General features: G+C 35.6%; 9 protein-coding genes. 6 read left to right on the top strand and 3 right to left on the bottom strand.

The window, feature by feature from the left end; all coding sequences use genetic code 11:
• Positions 1-15: 15 nt before the first annotated feature.
• Complete coding sequence (locus CIB95_RS12065) at positions 16-1,944, bottom strand: cell wall-binding repeat-containing protein (protein WP_094925518.1); 1,929 nt, start codon at positions 1,942-1,944, stop codon at positions 16-18.
• A 233-nt stretch (positions 1,945-2,177) separates the two neighbouring features.
• On the opposite strand from CIB95_RS12065, the gene CIB95_RS16250 reads away from it, so the two are divergent.
• Positions 2,178-4,604, top strand: coding sequence for a S8 family serine peptidase (locus CIB95_RS16250; protein ID WP_158217627.1), 2,427 nt, complete (start codon positions 2,178-2,180; stop codon positions 4,602-4,604).
• A gap of 197 nt (positions 4,605-4,801) precedes the next feature.
• Positions 4,802-7,219 carry a S8 family serine peptidase gene (locus CIB95_RS12075; RefSeq protein ID WP_198949198.1) on the top strand — a complete coding sequence of 806 codons (2,418 nt, stop codon included), beginning with the start codon at positions 4,802-4,804 and terminating at the stop codon, positions 7,217-7,219.
• 60 nt (positions 7,220-7,279) lie between these two features.
• Here CIB95_RS12075 and CIB95_RS12080 read toward each other — a convergent pair whose 3' ends face one another.
• Both CIB95_RS12080 and CIB95_RS12085 read right to left on the bottom strand, forming a co-directional pair.
• Positions 7,280-7,645, bottom strand: a complete 366-nt coding sequence (locus CIB95_RS12080; protein WP_233144128.1) for a DUF4870 domain-containing protein — start codon at positions 7,643-7,645, stop codon at positions 7,280-7,282.
• A 100-nt stretch (positions 7,646-7,745) separates the two neighbouring features.
• Complete coding sequence (locus CIB95_RS12085) at positions 7,746-8,336, bottom strand: hypothetical protein (RefSeq protein ID WP_094925520.1); 591 nt, start codon at positions 8,334-8,336, stop codon at positions 7,746-7,748.
• Between the two features lie 572 nt (positions 8,337-8,908).
• On the opposite strand from CIB95_RS12085, the gene CIB95_RS12095 reads away from it, so the two are divergent.
• The 4 genes from CIB95_RS12095 to CIB95_RS12110 all read left to right on the top strand — a co-directional run bounded on the left by CIB95_RS12095 (position 8,909) and on the right by CIB95_RS12110 (position 18,473).
• Positions 8,909-9,388, top strand: a complete 480-nt coding sequence (locus CIB95_RS12095) for a VanZ family protein (RefSeq protein ID WP_094925524.1) — start codon at positions 8,909-8,911, stop codon at positions 9,386-9,388.
• 98 nt (positions 9,389-9,486) lie between these two features.
• A complete protein-coding gene (locus tag CIB95_RS12100; RefSeq protein ID WP_094925526.1) occupies positions 9,487-11,880 on the top strand; it encodes a cell wall-binding repeat-containing protein in 2,394 nt (797 codons plus the stop codon).
• Positions 11,881-12,007: 127 nt separating this feature from the next.
• Entirely contained in the window at positions 12,008-14,038 is a 2,031-nt protein-coding gene (locus tag CIB95_RS12105; protein ID WP_094925528.1) for a S8 family serine peptidase, read from the top strand.
• Between the two features lie 274 nt (positions 14,039-14,312).
• Positions 14,313-18,473 carry a cell wall-binding repeat-containing protein gene (locus CIB95_RS12110; RefSeq protein ID WP_158217628.1) on the top strand — a complete coding sequence of 1,387 codons (4,161 nt, stop codon included), beginning with the start codon at positions 14,313-14,315 and terminating at the stop codon, positions 18,471-18,473.
• The last annotated feature ends 49 nt before the right edge of the window (positions 18,474-18,522 follow it).

The following is an 18,522-nucleotide window of genomic DNA, read 5'->3' on the forward strand; positions in this document are numbered from 1 at the left end:
TTTATTGCGAAACTTTTATTTAGGAAATACTTCTACACCGTAAGTTATCTCTTCTGTTTGTGGATCAGTAAATTTCGTTAATGAGACGATATAATTGTTATTTAAGTGTAACGAATCGACTTCTCCTATAGTTGATATTGCACTTACTATTTCAAACGTATCGTAATCATAGAATAAGATTAATCCTTTTCGACCAATCATAAATAGGTTGTAAGTTTCATCAAATCCAATGTCTGCGTATTCATATTCCAATTGTTTATAGTGATATAAGCTATCCGTGTGAAAAATATTTCCACTATTATTAAACATGTATTTTCCATCAGGAGAAAAGTCAAGTGTTCCATCTGGAACAATATAATGCCCTTCATAATTTCTATTATCTTCATTAACTTCGATTAATTTTCCGGAATCAATCGTATAAATTTCAATAGTGCTCCAGTCTACTGTGTAAATGTGTGTTTCACTCGGATCTAACTGTATATATTGTTTTGAATAAATACGCATTCTTGAAAGTTGTTCTTCAGTAGTAGTGTCATAACTTCTAATATCTGTCCATTGTCCAGAGCCACTAGATACATACAAGATACCATTTTTATCTATAACAATATCATATGGATCGAGATTTAATTCCATTTCTTTTTCTACTTGAAATGTGACAGGGTCAATAATTGCGACAGACCCTAATTGTGATTCTACGTTCCAATAATTACTTCGTTGACCCGTATGTAATGCTACATATAATTTTCCATTTGCAAAATATAAACTTTCTGGGTTACGTGAGAACCATATATAATCAGATTCTCCTGTTTCAAAGTTCATATACCATAATAAGTTTACATTTTTTGCAGTGTAATAAATGATAGGTTCTGTCGGATGAATAACGGAATCATTTATTCCATCTTCAATTAAAAAGCTAAGTGTCGTATCAACAAATGCTGTTGAGTTAATAGCAACATCTGAAGAAACTGCACTTTCTCCTCCTAACACATAAATATTTACATAACGATTCTTACTAAAGTGTTCAACTACTTCAGCAATTGGTTTGGTAGGGTGAACTAATACGATGTTTGCGTTTAACTTCTTTGCTAATGCAGAAGATGCAACAGCATCAGGATAATCTTCTTTCGTTAAACTTACCGATGTTCCCCTAACTAAAATAATATTTTCCCCATTTGAAGGATCCAAAGATTTTATATTCGTATCGAAGCGATTTTTACCGCCAATTCTTGTTACTTTTAAACCTTTAGCTACAAGGCTATCATAGACCTCTTTACTAATTACACCTTCTCCTCCATAGATTGTTACTTCCTTTACATAGCTTGGCAGTTCAATTGGAAGGTGTGATTTCTTTGATAAATAAATAGGAATGGCATTTATTGCAGCGTTACTTGATGCTGATAGAGCATCTGCAACAGTATAACCATTAACTATAATTGCTTTATCTTTTTTAGGTGTATTAGGTCCTTCACCTTCATAAAGATTTTTTTCACTTGCTAAATGATTATTAATCTTTGCCGCTGTTTCAAATCGACTACTACCTGCGAAGCGTGTTACTCGATACCCTAATTGCTTTAATTCTGCTTCCACTTCATTACTTATAGCCTTTGATCCGCCTAATATGAATACATCATACACTTGCAAAGAATTGAGTTCTGCAATGACATAGTCAGAAAGCTTATTCGTTTTTGTTAATAAGATTGGAGCATTATGATAACCGGCGATACTTGCCGCAGCAAGTGCATCTGCTGGATCGTCGGATCTCGCTAATATAACAACATTAGGACTTTGTGTAACATGTCTCGAGATTTCGATTGCAGTGGTAATTCTGTTAGAACCAGCGATTCGATAGTAGTCACCTACTGCTGTTGAGTCACTCGGAAACGAAAATAAAGAGATAGTGAAAATGAAGATTAATAAAGGTAATAAAATTTTCTTTGCCATCATTTTTGTTCCTTCCTGCTATATGTATTTTAATTAGATTATTAGAATACAAGATTTATCCAATATTTACAAACATTATTAAAAGGGATGTAAATTCGTGTAATTCTTTATGACTATTACAGTTACTACTATTTACCCTAAAATATATGACTTTTGCGTAATAGAGGTTAATAACCATTAATGTCATACTTTAAGTTGTTAGAATTTTAAAAATTCTGTTAAAGAGGTGTGTAAAAGTGAATAAAAAATCATTATCTGCAATTATTGCTTCTTTTGTTTTACTACTAGGGTTGTTTTTGCCAGCAAGTGCAAATGCAACAATTGTAAGTTCAAATAATATTTCAACAAAATCGGTAACAATCGATAGTCACCTAATAGAAGAAATGAAATCTAATTCTGGTTTACTAAACGTCATTGTTACTTTTAATGGTGAAAGTGCACCAACAAATGAAAATGTAAACTTATTAAAGGCATTAGGCATTAATACTGGTATTACGATGCAGTCATTGCCGATTGCCGGTGTTCTTGCTACGAATGAACAAATCAATGCATTAGCAGTAAGTGAACAAGTTCGTTCCATTTACTTAAATCGTGAAGTCCAGTTTTACAATGCTGATGCGACAGAGTTAACAGGAGTTAATAAAGTTCGTGTTGATGATGACATGCGTAAAGCTAATGGTGGCTTACCTGTTTCTGGTAAAGGTGTTGGAGTCATTATTAATGACAGTGGTGTTGACGGCACACATCCAGATTTAAAATTAGGAAAGAACTTAGTACAAAATGTATTAGGCACAACAAATATGACAATGTTTGACGGATTAGCACCAGTCGTTTATTTAGAAGATGTGGCAAACACTGATACAAACTCAGGACACGGTACACACGTTGCCGGTACTGTTGGTGGAACTGGCCAAATGTCTAGTGGTTTACATGCCGGAGTTGCTCCAGGAGCAGACTTAATTGGATACGGATCTGGTGGAGTAGTATTCATTTTAGATATGATCGGTGGGTTTGATTACGCTATTACTAATCAATTTAAGCATAACATTCGTGTTATAACTAATTCATGGGGAACAAATGATGATTTCTTCCCAGATGATCCTGTAAACGTAGCAAGTAAAAGATGTTATGATCGCGGCATTGTCGTTTTATTCGCAGCGGGAAATTCAGGTCCAGAAGAAGATACGCATAATCCATATGCTAAAGCGCCTTGGGTCATTTCAGTTGCAGCAGGAAAAAAAGATGGAACATTAGTAAACTTTTCATCTCGTGGTACTAGAGGAGTGGGGGAAACATTTGAGGTAGATGGTGAAACATGGACGTGGAAAGATGAACCTACGATAACAGCACCTGGAGTTGATATCGTTTCAACTCGCGTAATTGCGCCACTAGGTGCATTATCAGCTACAAAAGATATAAACTTAGATCCTGCACATGTACCTTTTTACGCACATATGAGTGGAACTTCTATGGCAACTCCACACGCTGCAGGTATTGTAACGTTATTATTGGAAGCAAATCCATTACTTTCACCAATGGATGTCAAAGAAATATTACAAAAAACAGCTACAAATATGCCAGGCCGAGATGCTTATGAAGTTGGTGCAGGTTATGTAAATGCATATGCAGCAGTTGATTTAGCCTTAAATGAAGATAAAAAGTATGGCAATACATTAACAATTGGGAAAAAATTTAACGCATATACTTCAATGAATGTATTGCGAGATCAATTCGAGATAGATTATAGTTTGACTGGAAATGATTCTGAGAAATTTAATGTAATGGAAGGACAATCACAATTAGTAGTTAAAGTTTACGCTGATGGGGATCACCCGACCGAAGAAGGTGGTAATCCAGTTGGGTTTACGATTACAGATCCAAATGGTGTAGCTTATGGATCGGGGATTAACCTTCTTTATAGCATTGATCTCGTTGATACAATAACAGTCGATAATCCAGTTGCAGGTGAATGGACAGTAACAATTGAACCGTATGCAGGAATAGCACTGCCTGAAAAAATTGTTGGAACAATTACACAAAAAACTGCGTCTATAATGACAGGACTTACAGATATTGCGGGACATCCTGCTGAAGGAGCAATTGTAGTTGGAATAAATGAACGATTGTTTGATGCTATGAATAATGGTGAATTCAAACCTAATGAAAAGTTAACTCGATTGGATTTAGCAACATACTTAACTATGGGAGCTGGAATCCGTCAAGTAGATCAGTTAGCAAACGATGCAGCAGTAAATGCGGTTATAGCACAAGGAGCTTCGTTGAAAGGTGCGCATAAAGATCGTGGCGTTATGCTTCTCGATGAAAATGGTCGCTTTAATGAAAAAGCAAATGTCACACGTGCTGAATTAGCATATTCGCTAGTACAAAGTTTAGGCTTGCAAAATGAAGCGGAAAACTTCTCGGGAACAGTTACCGTTTCTTATAAGGGAGAGGCACTAGTTATCGAAGACGAAATACCAGCACACTTGAAGGGGTATGTTCAATTAGCACTAAACTTAGGGATAATGAATGCATACTTCACTACTTCGCAAGGACCATATGACTTAGAACCTACATTACATGCGACGTATGCAGCAGATGAAAGTGTAACGAGAGCTCAGTTCGCGGTAGCGATGACACGATTTTTCAATAATTATAAATAAATCTTGAAACAGAGAAAGCCTTACTCGATAAGAGTAAGGCTTTTATCATCCGCATATTACTTTGTTACTAGATTGACCTACTACCTTTTTAACCAAAAAAATACGTCATTTGTGCAATAGAGTTATCCCGAGATAGGTGCAATAATTGTAATAACAAGAATAATCTAAAAATTTAAAATTTGAAGGGGAGATACCGAATGAGAGTAGCTAAACAATTATTTTCAATAGTTACAGCATTAGTTTTAATTGTTGGTTTGTTTTTACCAGCAACAACAAATGCATCAATTATTACGAATAACAATGTAACAATGGATCCATTATTATTAGAGGAAATGGAGCAAAACAGTGGTCTTATTAATGTCATTGTTTCTTTCCATGGAGATAGTGCTCCAACAGCAACTCAATTAGATTTATTAACAAATTTAGGAATCAATACAGGAGTGACAATGCAATCGTTACCGATTGCTGGGGTGCTTGCTACTGCAGATCAAATTTTAGCTCTTTCTGAAAAGGCTGAAGTAAGATCATTATTTTTAAATAGTGAAGTAAAGTATTATAATGCAGACGCAAATGAATTAACTGGTGTGAACAAAGTTCGCACAGATAATGATATGCGTGTCGCTAATGGTGGCTTACCTGTTTCTGGTAAAGGTATCGGTGTTGTAGTAAATGATAGTGGTGTAGATGGGACACACCCAGATTTAAAATTAGGTGAAAATTTAGTAGAAAACGTAGCAGGTACAACAAATCTTAACTCTGTAAGTGGCTTATTACCCGTTACTTATACAGAAGGTATTCCAAATACAGATAACAACTCTGGACACGGAACACACGTAGCAGGAACAGTTGGTGGAACTGGAGCAGCTTCCGGTGGAAAATATGAAGGTGCAGCACCGGGGGCTGACTTAATCGGATACGGTTCTGGAGCAGTATTATTAATTTTAGATACAATTGGTGGATTCGACTATGCGCTTACTAACCAGTTCAAGCACGACATTCGCATTATTACAAACTCTTGGGGATCTTCAGGTGGATTTAACAAAGATCACCCAGTAAATATCGCAAGTAAAAAATGTTATGACCGTGGAATTGTCGTTTTATTTGCTGCAGGTAACGAAGGTCCTGGAGAAGATACACATAACCCATATGCAAAAGCTCCTTGGGTAATTTCAGTAGCTGCAGGTACGAAAGATGCAACATTAGCAGACTTTTCATCTCGTGGAACAAAAGGTGTAGGTGGAACATTCACTACAGCAGATGGTGAAACGTGGACGTGGAAAGATGAGCCAACGATTACAGCACCAGGAGTTGACATAATTTCAGCACGTGCAATTGCACCACTTGGAGCATTAGCAGTAGAAGAAGATGTTAACGGAATTGATCCAGCACACATTCCTTACTACTCATTTATGAGTGGAACGTCAATGGCTACACCACATGCTGCAGGAGTTGTAGCATTAATGTTAGAAGCAAATCCATTATTATCACCACAAGAAGTAAAAGATATCCTTGAAATGACAGCAACGAACATGCCAGGACATGAGTCTTGGGAAGTTGGGGCAGGTTACTTAAACGCTTATGCAGCGGTAGATAAAGCAATGAATACAGACCATGTATATGGTACAACATTAAATGCTACAAAATCGTTTAATGCAAATGCTGAAGTAACAGCGGAAAGAGAAGATATTGTCATCGACTATAGTCCATTATCGAGTGATAATAGTATCCCAGTAAAAGTTGAAGCAGGACTTGCAGAGTTATCAGCTAAAATTAGTGCGTATGGTATAACGGATATTGAAGAAGGTAATACAGTAAGAATTATCTTAACTAGTCCTGATGGAACAGAATATCGAGCGGGAATTCCAGTATTATTCAGTATTACAATGGACCGAACTGTAACAGTTAACAATCCAATGCCTGGAGATTGGACGTTAGAGGTTGATGGTTTATACGGTGTTGGACTTCCTGAAGAAATTCACGGTACTATCACAAGAAAAGTGATAAACGGTTTTACTGGCATTAATGATGTTGAAGGCCATGCAGCTGAAAGTGCAATTAAATTAGGTGTAAGTGAACATTTATTTGACTCAGATAAGCGCAATAATTTCCGCCCGGATCATAATTTGAAACGTAAAGATTTAGCAGAATATTTAGTGATGGGTGCGGGAATTAGACAGGTGGCACAAACATCAAGTAAAGCAGCAATTGATGCAGTACTTGCTCAAGGTGCTGCAATGAAAGGTGCGCAACATCACCAAGGGGTTATGCAATTAGAGGCAGATGGCTCATTTAATGAAAAGGGCGATGTCACTCGTGCAGAACTGGCATACTCTTTAATCCAAAGTTTAGGTTTACAAGATGTTGCACAAAGCCATTCAGGTGATGTAACAGTTGATTATAAAGGGGAAAGTATTATTGTAGAAGATGATTTCCCAGCTGACCTTAAAGGATATGTACAACTAGCAATCGATTTAGGAATTATGAATGTATACTACAGCACAACACAAGGACCGTATGACTTAGAACCTACGATCCATGCAAACTTTAAAGCAAGTGATAAAGTAACTCGTGGTGAATTTGCAGTTGCAATGACTCGTTTCTTTAATAACTATTAAGTAAGAAAAAAATTAAAGCCATCTCAAATTAAATTGAGGTGGCTTTAATTTTTTTATAGGTTATTTCAAAAATCTGATCGTTAATGGATAGTGGTAATGTTCACCATTATGCGCCTTAATTGAAGCGATAACAGTATAAATGATATGGAATAAGAAAATAATTGCTAGCAGTACAAATCCAATTAAAATTAGACAAAGAACTCCAGCGATAGCATAGTAAATTAAAATACTAATTTGGAAGTTTAGTGATTCTTTTCCTTGCGTGTTAACAAAGCTATACTCATCTCGCTTTATTAAATATACTACTAATGGTCCAAGAATGAAGCCAAATGGAATTCCTAATAAGCCGACAAGCGCTGATAAATGGCTTAGCATGCCCCACATTTTTTCATCGTTAGACATGACTACTTCTTTTTCAGTATTCAACTTTAATTCCCCCTATATCCCCTTAATTTGGTACCTACCTATATTATATAGAAATATTTTAAATAATGTTAAAAAAACAATAAAAAGAAGCTGCTAAGTCTTAGAACTTTTTAGCGGCTTCCTTCATTATAGATGTCCGAATTGACGACTTTTTATTTTCATATGTAGATTTATAGTTATTGGCAATTTCGGTGTCATAACCGTAAGTGTTTAATTCATCTACAAATGAATCATAAATAGAGTAAAATGCTTCATCAGTAGCTTCTTCTAAATTTTTAGCTGCCCGATTATATTTCGTAAAGAAGTATAGATAAGAAATATCTTCTCCCCTCTCTTTTTTTTGCATATACTCTTTGTAAGCAGCTTGCATTAATTCAGTTACTTTGTTGTTTACTTGGGAATAAAGTTCTTCAAAAGCGGCACTGTAGCGCTTTTTAATTTCAGATTCAGAAGGGCTATACTTTACATCACTGTCTGGCTTTAAACTATTTTGTTTGGGATTCGTATGTGACTCATTGTGTGGACCAGTTGGTTCATTTATCAAGGTAATGTCGTAATCGTTTGAGATAATGTCTTCTTGCCTATCAATTGCTGGCCATAGGAGATGCTGAAAATCTTCATAAACGATGATAGCTCCATAGCATAAAACAGTAAGAAAAGTAAGTTTAATCAGTTTGCCAATTAAGCGCATGGGAACCAGTCCTTTTGTTTGTGTTTACGCTATTAGTTTTGACAAATAATGTGACTGACAAACTTATAAAAGACAATTCATGCAAAAAATATTATAATGTAGACAATGAATTTTCTAAATATATAAACATTTATTATAGTAGTCATGTATAATGAAAGTAGTTAAGAGGAAAGGGGATATTTTCCATGTTATTTGTATTTATTATGTGGCTTATATTAGTAGCTCTTTTATTGTACAAACAACGGCAAGATACCCCATCGATATTCCTCAATTGTCTTGTCGTATTTATAGGATATTTACTTATATTTGAAGGGATTGCACAAATAGAAAAACACCCATTTACCTTTATTAGAGTACTGTTAATTTTAAGTGTAATAACAATTATATATTTTATTGGTAGACGGTTCCTTGGTTCACAACAGTCTACAAATAAAGTAAATATGTAAACCATACTGTAATCTAAGTATGGTTTTTTCTTTTGTCGTTGGGAGTGCTTTTTGAATTAGCAGGAATGGAAGTGACGTGTTAAAATAGCACTTGGTAAAGGAAATTATTGTTAAAGGAGTTACTGCATGAATCATACATACGTTAAACGAATAAAGTTATGGTCTCCGGTAGTTATTATTGCTAGTGTGATCTTTTTCTTTTCATCACAACCTTATGAAAAACAAGATTTAAAACCTGGAATATTGAGTAAGGTTGACTTATCTTTAGTTGAAAAAACAGCAGATAGTGTTTCTTTTGAATATGCCACTAGTGAAATAAGTATCTCTAGATTAGGTGTCCAACAATTTGTAGAGTTTTTTATTAGAAAAGGAGCTCATTTTTTCATTTTTGCCTTACTAGGCTTATTTTTTTATCGTGCTTTACTACATGAAGGTGTAAATGTAAGAAAAGCCATTATTTACTCATTACTATTCCTTGCTTTTTATGCGACATCAGATGAAATTCACCAACACTTTACAGGAAATCGAACGCCGCTTGTACAAGATGTCATTTTGGATTTTGTAGGTGGAGCATTCGGTGTGTTTATTCGTTCTTTAAAAAAATAGTTAAATCTCCTCTTCTATATTATGGAAGGGGATTTTTTTATAATATATTTTCCTTAAATGGTAAATATAAAAAGAAGTCTGAAATAGGAGCGGTTAAAATGGAATTGTTCCAGCGATATAAAGTAGTATACGAAAATGGGAAACCTACAATTATATTATATTTAAATGAAAACTTAACTGAGTTTGCAGATGAATTAGGCTCTCTAAAAGAAGGAAAGAAGAAGAGCTTGCAAGCTCAAGTTCAACAATATATTAAGAGTCATATTCCTAATGTGAAAGCTGCGACAGTTAAAGTAGTTGCTGGAACGATGATTCTTACCACTTTTGCATTTGATAGTCAGCACAAAGCAGAAGCAGGATCTGCTTACAATATGGGTTATTTATATCTTGGTTCTTCTAATACGATGATCAATAGTGTAGATAAAACATCAGGATCAATGAATGAAGTTTCCCCAAGTTATTTTGATATTAATTCTGATGGTTCTTTAAAACTGTCAGATAAGTTAAGTACTTATTTTATTGAAGAAATGCACAAGCGTGGGATTAAAGTTGTTCCATTTTTAAGCAATCATTGGGATCGAGAAATTGGAAGAGCTGCATTAGTAAATCGTGAAAACCTTGCTACGGAAATTGCAAATGCAATAAATAAATATAATTTGGACGGTGTAAATGTTGATATTGAAAATGTTTCTGACATTGATCGTGATGCTTACACGGATTTAGTTCGCTTATTAAGAGAAAAAATTCCTAAAGAAAAACTTGTTACTGTTGCAGTTGCTGCAAATCCTAACGGTTGGTCTAGAGGATGGCACGGGTCTTATGACTATAATAAACTTAGCCAGTACTCAGACTATTTAATGATTATGTCTTATGATGAAAGCTATTATGGTGGGGAGCCAGGACCGGTAGCTAGTTACAGTTTCGTTGAGAGGTCCATTCAATTTGCGTTGAACGAAGGGGTTCCTGCTGAAAAAATTGTCCTCGGAATTGCTCACTATGGTCGGTATTGGCGTAGTGGAGATGCGATAGGTGGATATGGAATTACAAATAATCAAGTGGCTAAAATGCTAGCCATGTATAGTCATGTAACAACATATGATGAAAAGTCTAAGTCGATGAAAGCTATTGTAACAATTAATCAAGGGGATCCTACAATAACTGTCAGCGGACGAACGTTAGCGCCAGGAACATATACCATATGGTATGAAAATGAACAATCCATTGCACAAAAAGTTGAGCTTGTCGACCGATATAATATTAAAGGTACGGGGCATTGGAGTTTAGGGCAAGAAACACCAGATTTATGGGTTAGTTTTAAGGAAATGATTAAAGAAGAACTAGTAATTATGGACAAAAACATGTCGCCGAAACAAATAGGAACAGCACTAAAAAATGTTAACTTTAGAGAACGTCCAACAACTAATAGTCCAATCATTTCAACATTCAATTCCGGAAACTCCTTTATTATGAATGGAGAAAAAGTAACTGCTGACGGGTATGATTGGGTTGGAGTACAAACGAAAGATGGTAAAAAAGGTTATGTAGTTAGTGACTTTGTTAAGGAAATTACTCCTAAAGAATATTATGGGACGTCGCGCTACGATACAAGTGTGAAAATTTCAGAACAAGGTTGGCCAGAAGGAGCATCCTATGTCATTTTAGGTAGAGGTGATCTTTCAATCGATGCATTAGCGGGAAGTGTTTTAGCTAAAAAATACGATTCTCCTTTATTATTAACTAATAATACTAAGTTGCCTGAAAGTGTAGAAAAAGAAATTACACGATTACAGCCTACGAAAATCTTTTTGTTAGGTGGAGAAGGTGCAATTTCTAAAAGTGTTGAAGATGAATTAATTGCAAAAGGTTACGATATAGAGCGTATCCAAGGGAAGTCTCGCTATGATACATCTGCTCAAATAGCTAAATCAATAGGTCAAACAAAGGGAGAAATAATATTATCTAGTGGTAATGAAAATTCTCCTGACTCGTTATCTGTTGCTCCATACGCTGGTTTAAGTCAAACACCAATTATTTTAACGCAGGCGAACAAACTTCCATTAGAAGTAGAACAATATATTAAGGAAGGAAATATTTCTAAAGTAACAATCATTGGTGGTACAGGTGCTGTTTCTGAACAAGTCGTACAGAGGTTAAAAGAAATTGGTGTCGAAGTGGTTGAGCGAGTATCTGGTAGTAACCGATATGATACAAGTGTTGCGATTGCGAAGCATTATAAAGATCAATTAAATTCAAATGAGGTATATGTCGTTAGTGGAAAGAGCTTTGTTGATGCACTTTCGGGAGCTCCATTAGCTGCTAGAAATAAAGGACCTATTATTTTAGTTAACGATAACGGGATACCAAATGGAGTAAGGTCATGGTTACAAACGGAAGTGAATGGTCCAGTAAACTTCAACTTTTTAGGTGGATATAGTATTATTCCTTCTGAAGTTAGACACAGTTTAATAAACGAAAAGTTTCCTTTGCAATAACCTTGTCCAATGGCAAGGTTATTTGTTTTTCTTTAAGTAATATTTTACCTTCTTGCAACAGTCCGAAGATGACTGTAGTATTAATGTTAGAATAGTATAAAAATTCAACTGTAATGAAGGTGAAGAGATGCTGGCAAAGACTATGAAGTATATAACAACAACTACAATACTTTTAGTGGCTTTTATATTGCTCACTACTGTTGGACATGCAGGGGATGAAGCCAAATTAATTGTAAAATATAAAGGTGATAAAAAGGTTGTAATCTTAAATGTAGCAAGTCATGAGTTAGAAAAAAGAGTATTTCGATTAGAGAAAAATCCTAACGTACAATATGTAGAATATGATGCTCCAATATATTTAGCGGAAACGTCAGTAAATGACCCAAATTACATTGAACAAGAGCAATTATTTAATATGATGTATATCCCAGGAGCTTGGCAGCATTACAATCCTCAAGATGAAATCGTCATAGCAATTATTGATACTGGAGTAGATTTAGATCATCCCGATTTAGCAAGTCAACTAGTGGAAGGATATAACTTTATTGAAGAAGGAAATCCACCAGAGGATACGCACGGTCATGGAAGCCATGTAGCCGGTCTTGTTGGTGCATTAACGAATAATGAAGTCGGAATTGCATCAGCTGCACTTAATGTTAAGATGATGCCTATTAAAGTATTGGATGGAAATAGTGGTAACATTTCAAACTTAATAAAAGGAATTGAGTTTGCAGTAGAAAAAAATGTCGACATAATTAATTTAAGCTTAGGAAGCTATGTAAATATGAAATCATTAAGAGATGCGATTAAATTAGCCTATGAAAATGATATTTTAGTAGTTTGTGCGGTAGGGAATGACAATGATTCTGATATTATGTATCCAGCATATTATAAAGAAGTGCTAGCAGTTGCTTCAACAAATGAAACGAATAGTGAAAAAGCAAACTTTTCAAACTATGGAATTACAGTAGATGTAGTTGCACCAGGAGTAGGTATATATAGTACTTGGCTTGATGGTTACAATTATCAAAATGGTACTAGCATGTCTACAGCAATTGTAACTTCAATAGCTGCAATGATAAGACAACAAGAGCCCTGGCTTTCTAATGATCAAATAAAGCAAATGATTGAAGAAACAGCAGTACCAATTGTTAGTCAATATAGTTTAGGTAATGGAGCAGTTCATGCGGAAAAAGCACTGTTGCATGTATATAATAAAAATAGAATATATGGAAAAAGTGCAATTGACACTGCAGTAGAAATCTCGAAAACGGGATGGAGTCAACTTAAAGAAAAAACAATAGTAATAGATGGACAAGAAGTTACTGGCAAATTTGTTATCGTTGCCAGTGGAAATACCTTTCCAGATAGTTTAGCTGCGGCACCATTAACAACCTATTTAGACAGCCCTTTATTATTGCAGCGTAAAGCAACTATTAATCCAGTAAATGTTGCTGAACTTGAAAGATTGCAAGCAACTAATGTCATTATTATAGGTGGAGAAGGTGCAATCACAGAAACAGTTGCAGAAGATTTAAGAAATTTAGAATTAACAGTGCATCGAGTTTCCGGAAGTAGTAGATATGAAACAGCGGTGAAACTAAATGAACTAATCCCATATCAATCGAAGAAGGCAATCATTGTATCCGGAGAAAACTTTCCTGATGCACTTTCAGTATCCTCTTATGCGGCGCAATTAAATATTCCAATTTTATACGTGAGTAAAAATAAGATAAAAAATGAGGTACTTCAATATATACAAGATTATCAAATTACAGAAACGTATGTAATAGGTGGAACTGGAGTGATCTCTGAGGAAGTAATAGAAAGTTTACCTAGCCCTACTAGAATTTTTGGTAGTAACAGGTATGAAACTAGTTTTGAAGTTATTAAATATTTTGGCGTAGTTAATGCAAGAGAAGTGTATTTTGCAACAGGTGAAAATTTCCCAGATGCTTTAGCTGGAAGCGCCCTTGGTGGGAAGAATAATAATCCAGTATTTTTAGTGAAACCAGAAACGAATTCATCTATATTAAATCAATTTCTTCAATACGCTAGAGATAATAATGTTACAAACTATCGGATCTTCGGTGGAAATAGTGCAATTACTATAAAAAAAGCGTGGAATATTGACAAAATGTTACAAAGTCCTGAATAAGTTTCTCAGGGCTTTTTTTATTGCTTTGTCTATTACATAAGTATTTTTACCACTTTTTTACAAAAAATAGCTACTTTTATAAACCATTAATATTATTTATATAATACAAAGGTCGTATTTTGTCAGAAAATTTTGTGTTGACTAAATATACCAATAGTTATAGAATTTAAATAGAATTAATTTTCTGAATACATAATTTAAGAGATTTATATGTTTCTCTTATTCTCTTTTTCAGAAAATGTTCTATAACATATTCAAGGGAGGAAAAAAGTACATGGCATTGAAAAACAAGATTTTTTCAGTTGTTGCTAGTACAGCTTTAGTAGCTTCATCGTTCGTCGGAACGTTTGCAGGTCCTACATCTGTAGATGCAGCAGCAATGAAACCTACAAAAGATGCTAAAACTTCAATTAATTCACTAGTTTCTAAAGAAATTTATGCTTTAGCAGCAAGTGATCAAGAAGTGCAAGAGTTAATGATTGTCGCTAATGAATTAGGACAAGCTGACATGACTGCACAACTTGAAAGCCTAGGTGTAGAAGTTTTAAGCAACACAGGGAATTTTATTTATTTAGCAGAGGTACCTACACGTAAGATTATGGATGTTTTCAATCTAAAGGGAGTAGCTACTTTAGGGAAAAACTCTGAATACACATTAGACCGTGTTGTTGATCCAGAGTTTGGTGAAACTGAAGTTGATGCAAGTGATTTTAAACCAAACATGGGTAATACACATGATGTGACAAATGTTGATGGTTTCCATAAAGAATACGATGGGACAGGCGTAACTATAGCAGTACTTGATACTGGTATTGATCCTGGACACCCAGCATTCGACGGACGTGTTATTGGTTCAAGAGACTTCACTTTTTCTGGTAAAAACTATGGATTTGCTGAAGGGGATGTATTATTCCTAGATGCATATCCAGAAGGCGATTCTTTTGATGGTTATAACTATGCTACAGGTATGAATGATATAACTTATAACACTACAGGAATGGATGCTGCTAGTGATGTTTATTATCTTGGATATTTATGGCCACAAGGCTACCAAGATATGAATGATGATGGTTATTATGACCGTGAGTTTGCAGTACTTTTAGTTGATGACATGATTTACATTGATACAAACCAAAATAGCGACTTCACTGATGAAGTTGCATATGGAATGGGCGATGTAGGATACTTCGGTAATACTGAATTTTCTGCTAGCTTCCAAGTATCTCCACACACAGTTGATAGTGGTCTTGGTCAATTAGAATTACGTCATAATGATGTAACGTATGATGGTAGCCATCCATTTGACTACAGTAACTATTTCCCAATCGTAAACATCTTCTTTGATGGTGACGGTCACGGTACTCACGTATCTGGGATGGCTGCTGGTGGTTATGGTCAATGGGCTCCAGGTGTAGCACCAAATGCTGACTTAGTTGGTTTACGTGTATTCGACTCAAATGCACGTGCATTCGGTTATGGAATTGCAAATGCAATGTATTATGCAGCACTTCCTGTATCTGAAGGTGGATTTGGAGCAGATATCGTAAACATGAGTTTAGGTTCTAAACCGGATGTAAACGATGGTTCAGGTATCTATGCGCAAATCATTGAAAAAATGGGTGAAAAATACGATACGATTTATGTAACTTCTGCTGGTAACGCTGGTCCTGGACTAGACACAGTAGGATCTCCTGGAGACGCTTTAAAAGCAATCTCTGTTGGTGCTTACATTAACAGTACAATGTGGGAAAACCAATATGGTTACATGCCATATGAAGGTTTTGGAGAAGGTCTATGGTACTTCTCTTCTAAAGGACCTGCTGAAGATGGAAAGCAAAAGCCAGACATCGTAGCGCCAGGTTCTGCATGGGCAGCATTCCCATCTCACCTACCATTCTATGCTGGTGGATATGGAATTGCTCGTATGCAAGGTACTAGTATGTCATCTCCATATGTTGCAGGTGCGCTTGCTTCATTAAAACATGCAGTACAAAAAGATCGCATTCCTTTCAATTATGAAATTGCTTTAGAAGCTTTAATTCAAACTGCTCAACCACTTGATGGTTATACTCGTGTTGAAGTTGGAGCTGGATTAATTGATGTACAAGCTGCATATGATTACTTAAGCACTCACTTTATCACGGACATTAAAAATGTGGATGTAACATACTACCACGGTGAAAAAGTAGCAGGTGGTCCAGGATTATACGTTCGTAATAAAGACCTTCCTGAATACGTTGACGTTTTAATCGAAAATAATACAGATGAAGCGAAAGACTTAACATTAACTTCAAATGCTGATTGGGCTACACCATTAACGACTTCAGTTTCGTTAAATCCAGGTGAAAGCACACTTGTAACTGTTCATTACAACAAAGACTTAATGTCTGTTGGAGTAAATGACGGTACAATTTTAATTGATGATGCGTCTACTCCTTATGTAGAAATGCGTTCACATCAAACAATTGTAGTTGGCCAAGAGTTTAACTCTGATAACCACCATCGCACAGTAAATGTAGGAGAAGTACTAGCTTCTCAAACTACTAACTACTATTTTGACGTAAAACCAGGTACAAGCGAAATCCGTTTTGCATTAAATGCAATTATGGAAAGCGGCGAATACAAGGGTCGCGTTCGTATGATGGTATTTAATCCAGATGGAAAAGAAGTAAGTGCATACCAAGGTTATGCTGGTTTCGGTAATGGTGGACTAGTAGTTGAGGAAAATGTATACACAAGTCCTAAACCAGGTGTTTGGGAAGTTGCAGTATATGGTTCTCCTGGTGGAACAGGAATAAATGAATTCCGCCTACGTACATTCGTACAAGGAGTAGTAAACAACGGTAATATCGAATTAGGATTAGTAGATGGTGGTCACACTACTACTGAAACTGTAACATTTGATAGCTATTTATCTACTGAAAGAGATGTTAAACTTGCTGGTGGTAAATTCTCTTCTGCAATGCCAGAAACAACACGCCAAACAGTTGGAAATCACGGTTATTACTATGAAGTAGTATCGTTGAAAAACAATGTATTGTTAAAAGTTGATACATCTAACCCATCAGATGCTGGCGACGATATTGACCTATACGTTTATTCTTTAGACGAAAATGGTTATATCTCAGATCTGCTTGCGATCTCTGGTAGAGCTGATTCAAATGAAAGTGTAACGTTAAATAACTTACCTGATGGTGATTATTTAATTGAAGTTTATGGTTATGCAACAATGGATGAATATACTGACTTTGATCTAACAATTACAAATGCAAGCGTATTACCATATGATGCTTTAGGTGGAGAAGGTAATGTAACAGTTCCAACTGGAACACACTTCTTAGAAGTTGGTCAGCAATTATCTGCTGATGTAACAATTACTACTCCTGATGTGGCAGGGTCGTACCTTGGAGGAGTATTCTTATTAGACGCAAATACTAATGAGGTATTATCAATCATTCCAATTACAACTGATATGGACAAGATTGATGTTGTAGCTGGTTCAAACCGTATTTCTACATCAGTAGAAATCTCAAAAGAAATGTACCCTAATGGTTACGATGTAAATCACCCTGAAAAGGCTGTTGTATTAGTAACTGGATATGGATATGCTGACGCATTGTCTGCTGGTCCATTAGCAGCTTCTCTTGAAGCACCAATTTTATTAGTTGGTAAAAATGGTATGTTATCTGATAATGTAACACATGAAATTGCACGTTTAGGTGCAGAAAAAGTAGTTATCATCGGTGGTACTGGAGTAATTAAAGATGATGTATTAGCAGAGCTTAATACTATCGGTATTGATAGTGCTAACATCACTCGTTATGCTGGTAAAAACCGCTATGCAACAAACATGGCAGTAGTTAATGCATTAGGATTTGAAGATGCAAATGGAATTTACCAAAATGGTGTATTCTTAGCTACTGGTGAGAACTATGCAGATGCTTTAAGTGCAGCTTCAATTGCTGCAGAAAGAAACATGCCAATCGTATTAGTAAAAGGTTCTTTAACTGATGAAGCAAAAGACCTTCTTACTGGTCAACGTGTATTCGTTCTAGGTGGTACAAGTGCAGTTTCAGCTGATGTATATGCTGAAGCAAAAGCAGTTGCTAACCAAATTGAACGTATCGGTGGCGTGAATCGTTATGACACTGGCGCAAAAATTCAAAACCGTTTTGCATATGCAGTATCTGCAGACCGTTCTGATGTATTATTTGTAGCTAGTGGTAAAAACTTCCCAGATGCACTTGCTGCTGCACCATATGTAGCTTTATATGGTGGAACTTTCATCCTTGTTGGTGACTCTGTATCAGTTGAAATGGATACTTTCTTAACGAAATATTTATACATGAATTATATTTCTGAAGTGAAGGTTATCGGTGGAGATAATGCAGTAAATTCTGGTGTGCGTGCTGAACTTAACAGCCGCGTAAACTAATAGATTCACAGACTAAAAAAACCGTTCGTCTTATGACGAACGGTTTTTT

Origin of the sequence: Lottiidibacillus patelloidae, from assembly GCF_002262935.1 — a bacterium.
GTDB classification, from domain to species: Bacteria; Bacillota; Bacilli; order Bacillales; family SA5d-4; genus Lottiidibacillus; species Lottiidibacillus patelloidae.

Excerpts from the sequence above, each read along its gene's own strand:
- CIB95_RS12095 (WP_094925524.1), top strand. The coding sequence starts at position 8,909 with ATGAATCATACATACGTTAAACGAATAAAGTTATGGTCTCCGGTAGTT.
- CIB95_RS12085 (WP_094925520.1), bottom strand. The coding sequence starts at position 8,336 with ATGCGCTTAATTGGCAAACTGATTAAACTTACTTTTCTTACTGTTTTA.
- CIB95_RS12065 (WP_094925518.1), bottom strand. The coding sequence starts at position 1,944 with ATGATGGCAAAGAAAATTTTATTACCTTTATTAATCTTCATTTTCACT.
- CIB95_RS12110 (WP_158217628.1), top strand. The coding sequence starts at position 14,313 with ATGGCATTGAAAAACAAGATTTTTTCAGTTGTTGCTAGTACAGCTTTA.
- CIB95_RS12075 (WP_198949198.1), top strand. The coding sequence starts at position 4,802 with ATGAGAGTAGCTAAACAATTATTTTCAATAGTTACAGCATTAGTTTTA.
- CIB95_RS12100 (WP_094925526.1), top strand. The coding sequence starts at position 9,487 with ATGGAATTGTTCCAGCGATATAAAGTAGTATACGAAAATGGGAAACCT.
- CIB95_RS12105 (WP_094925528.1), top strand. The coding sequence starts at position 12,008 with ATGCTGGCAAAGACTATGAAGTATATAACAACAACTACAATACTTTTA.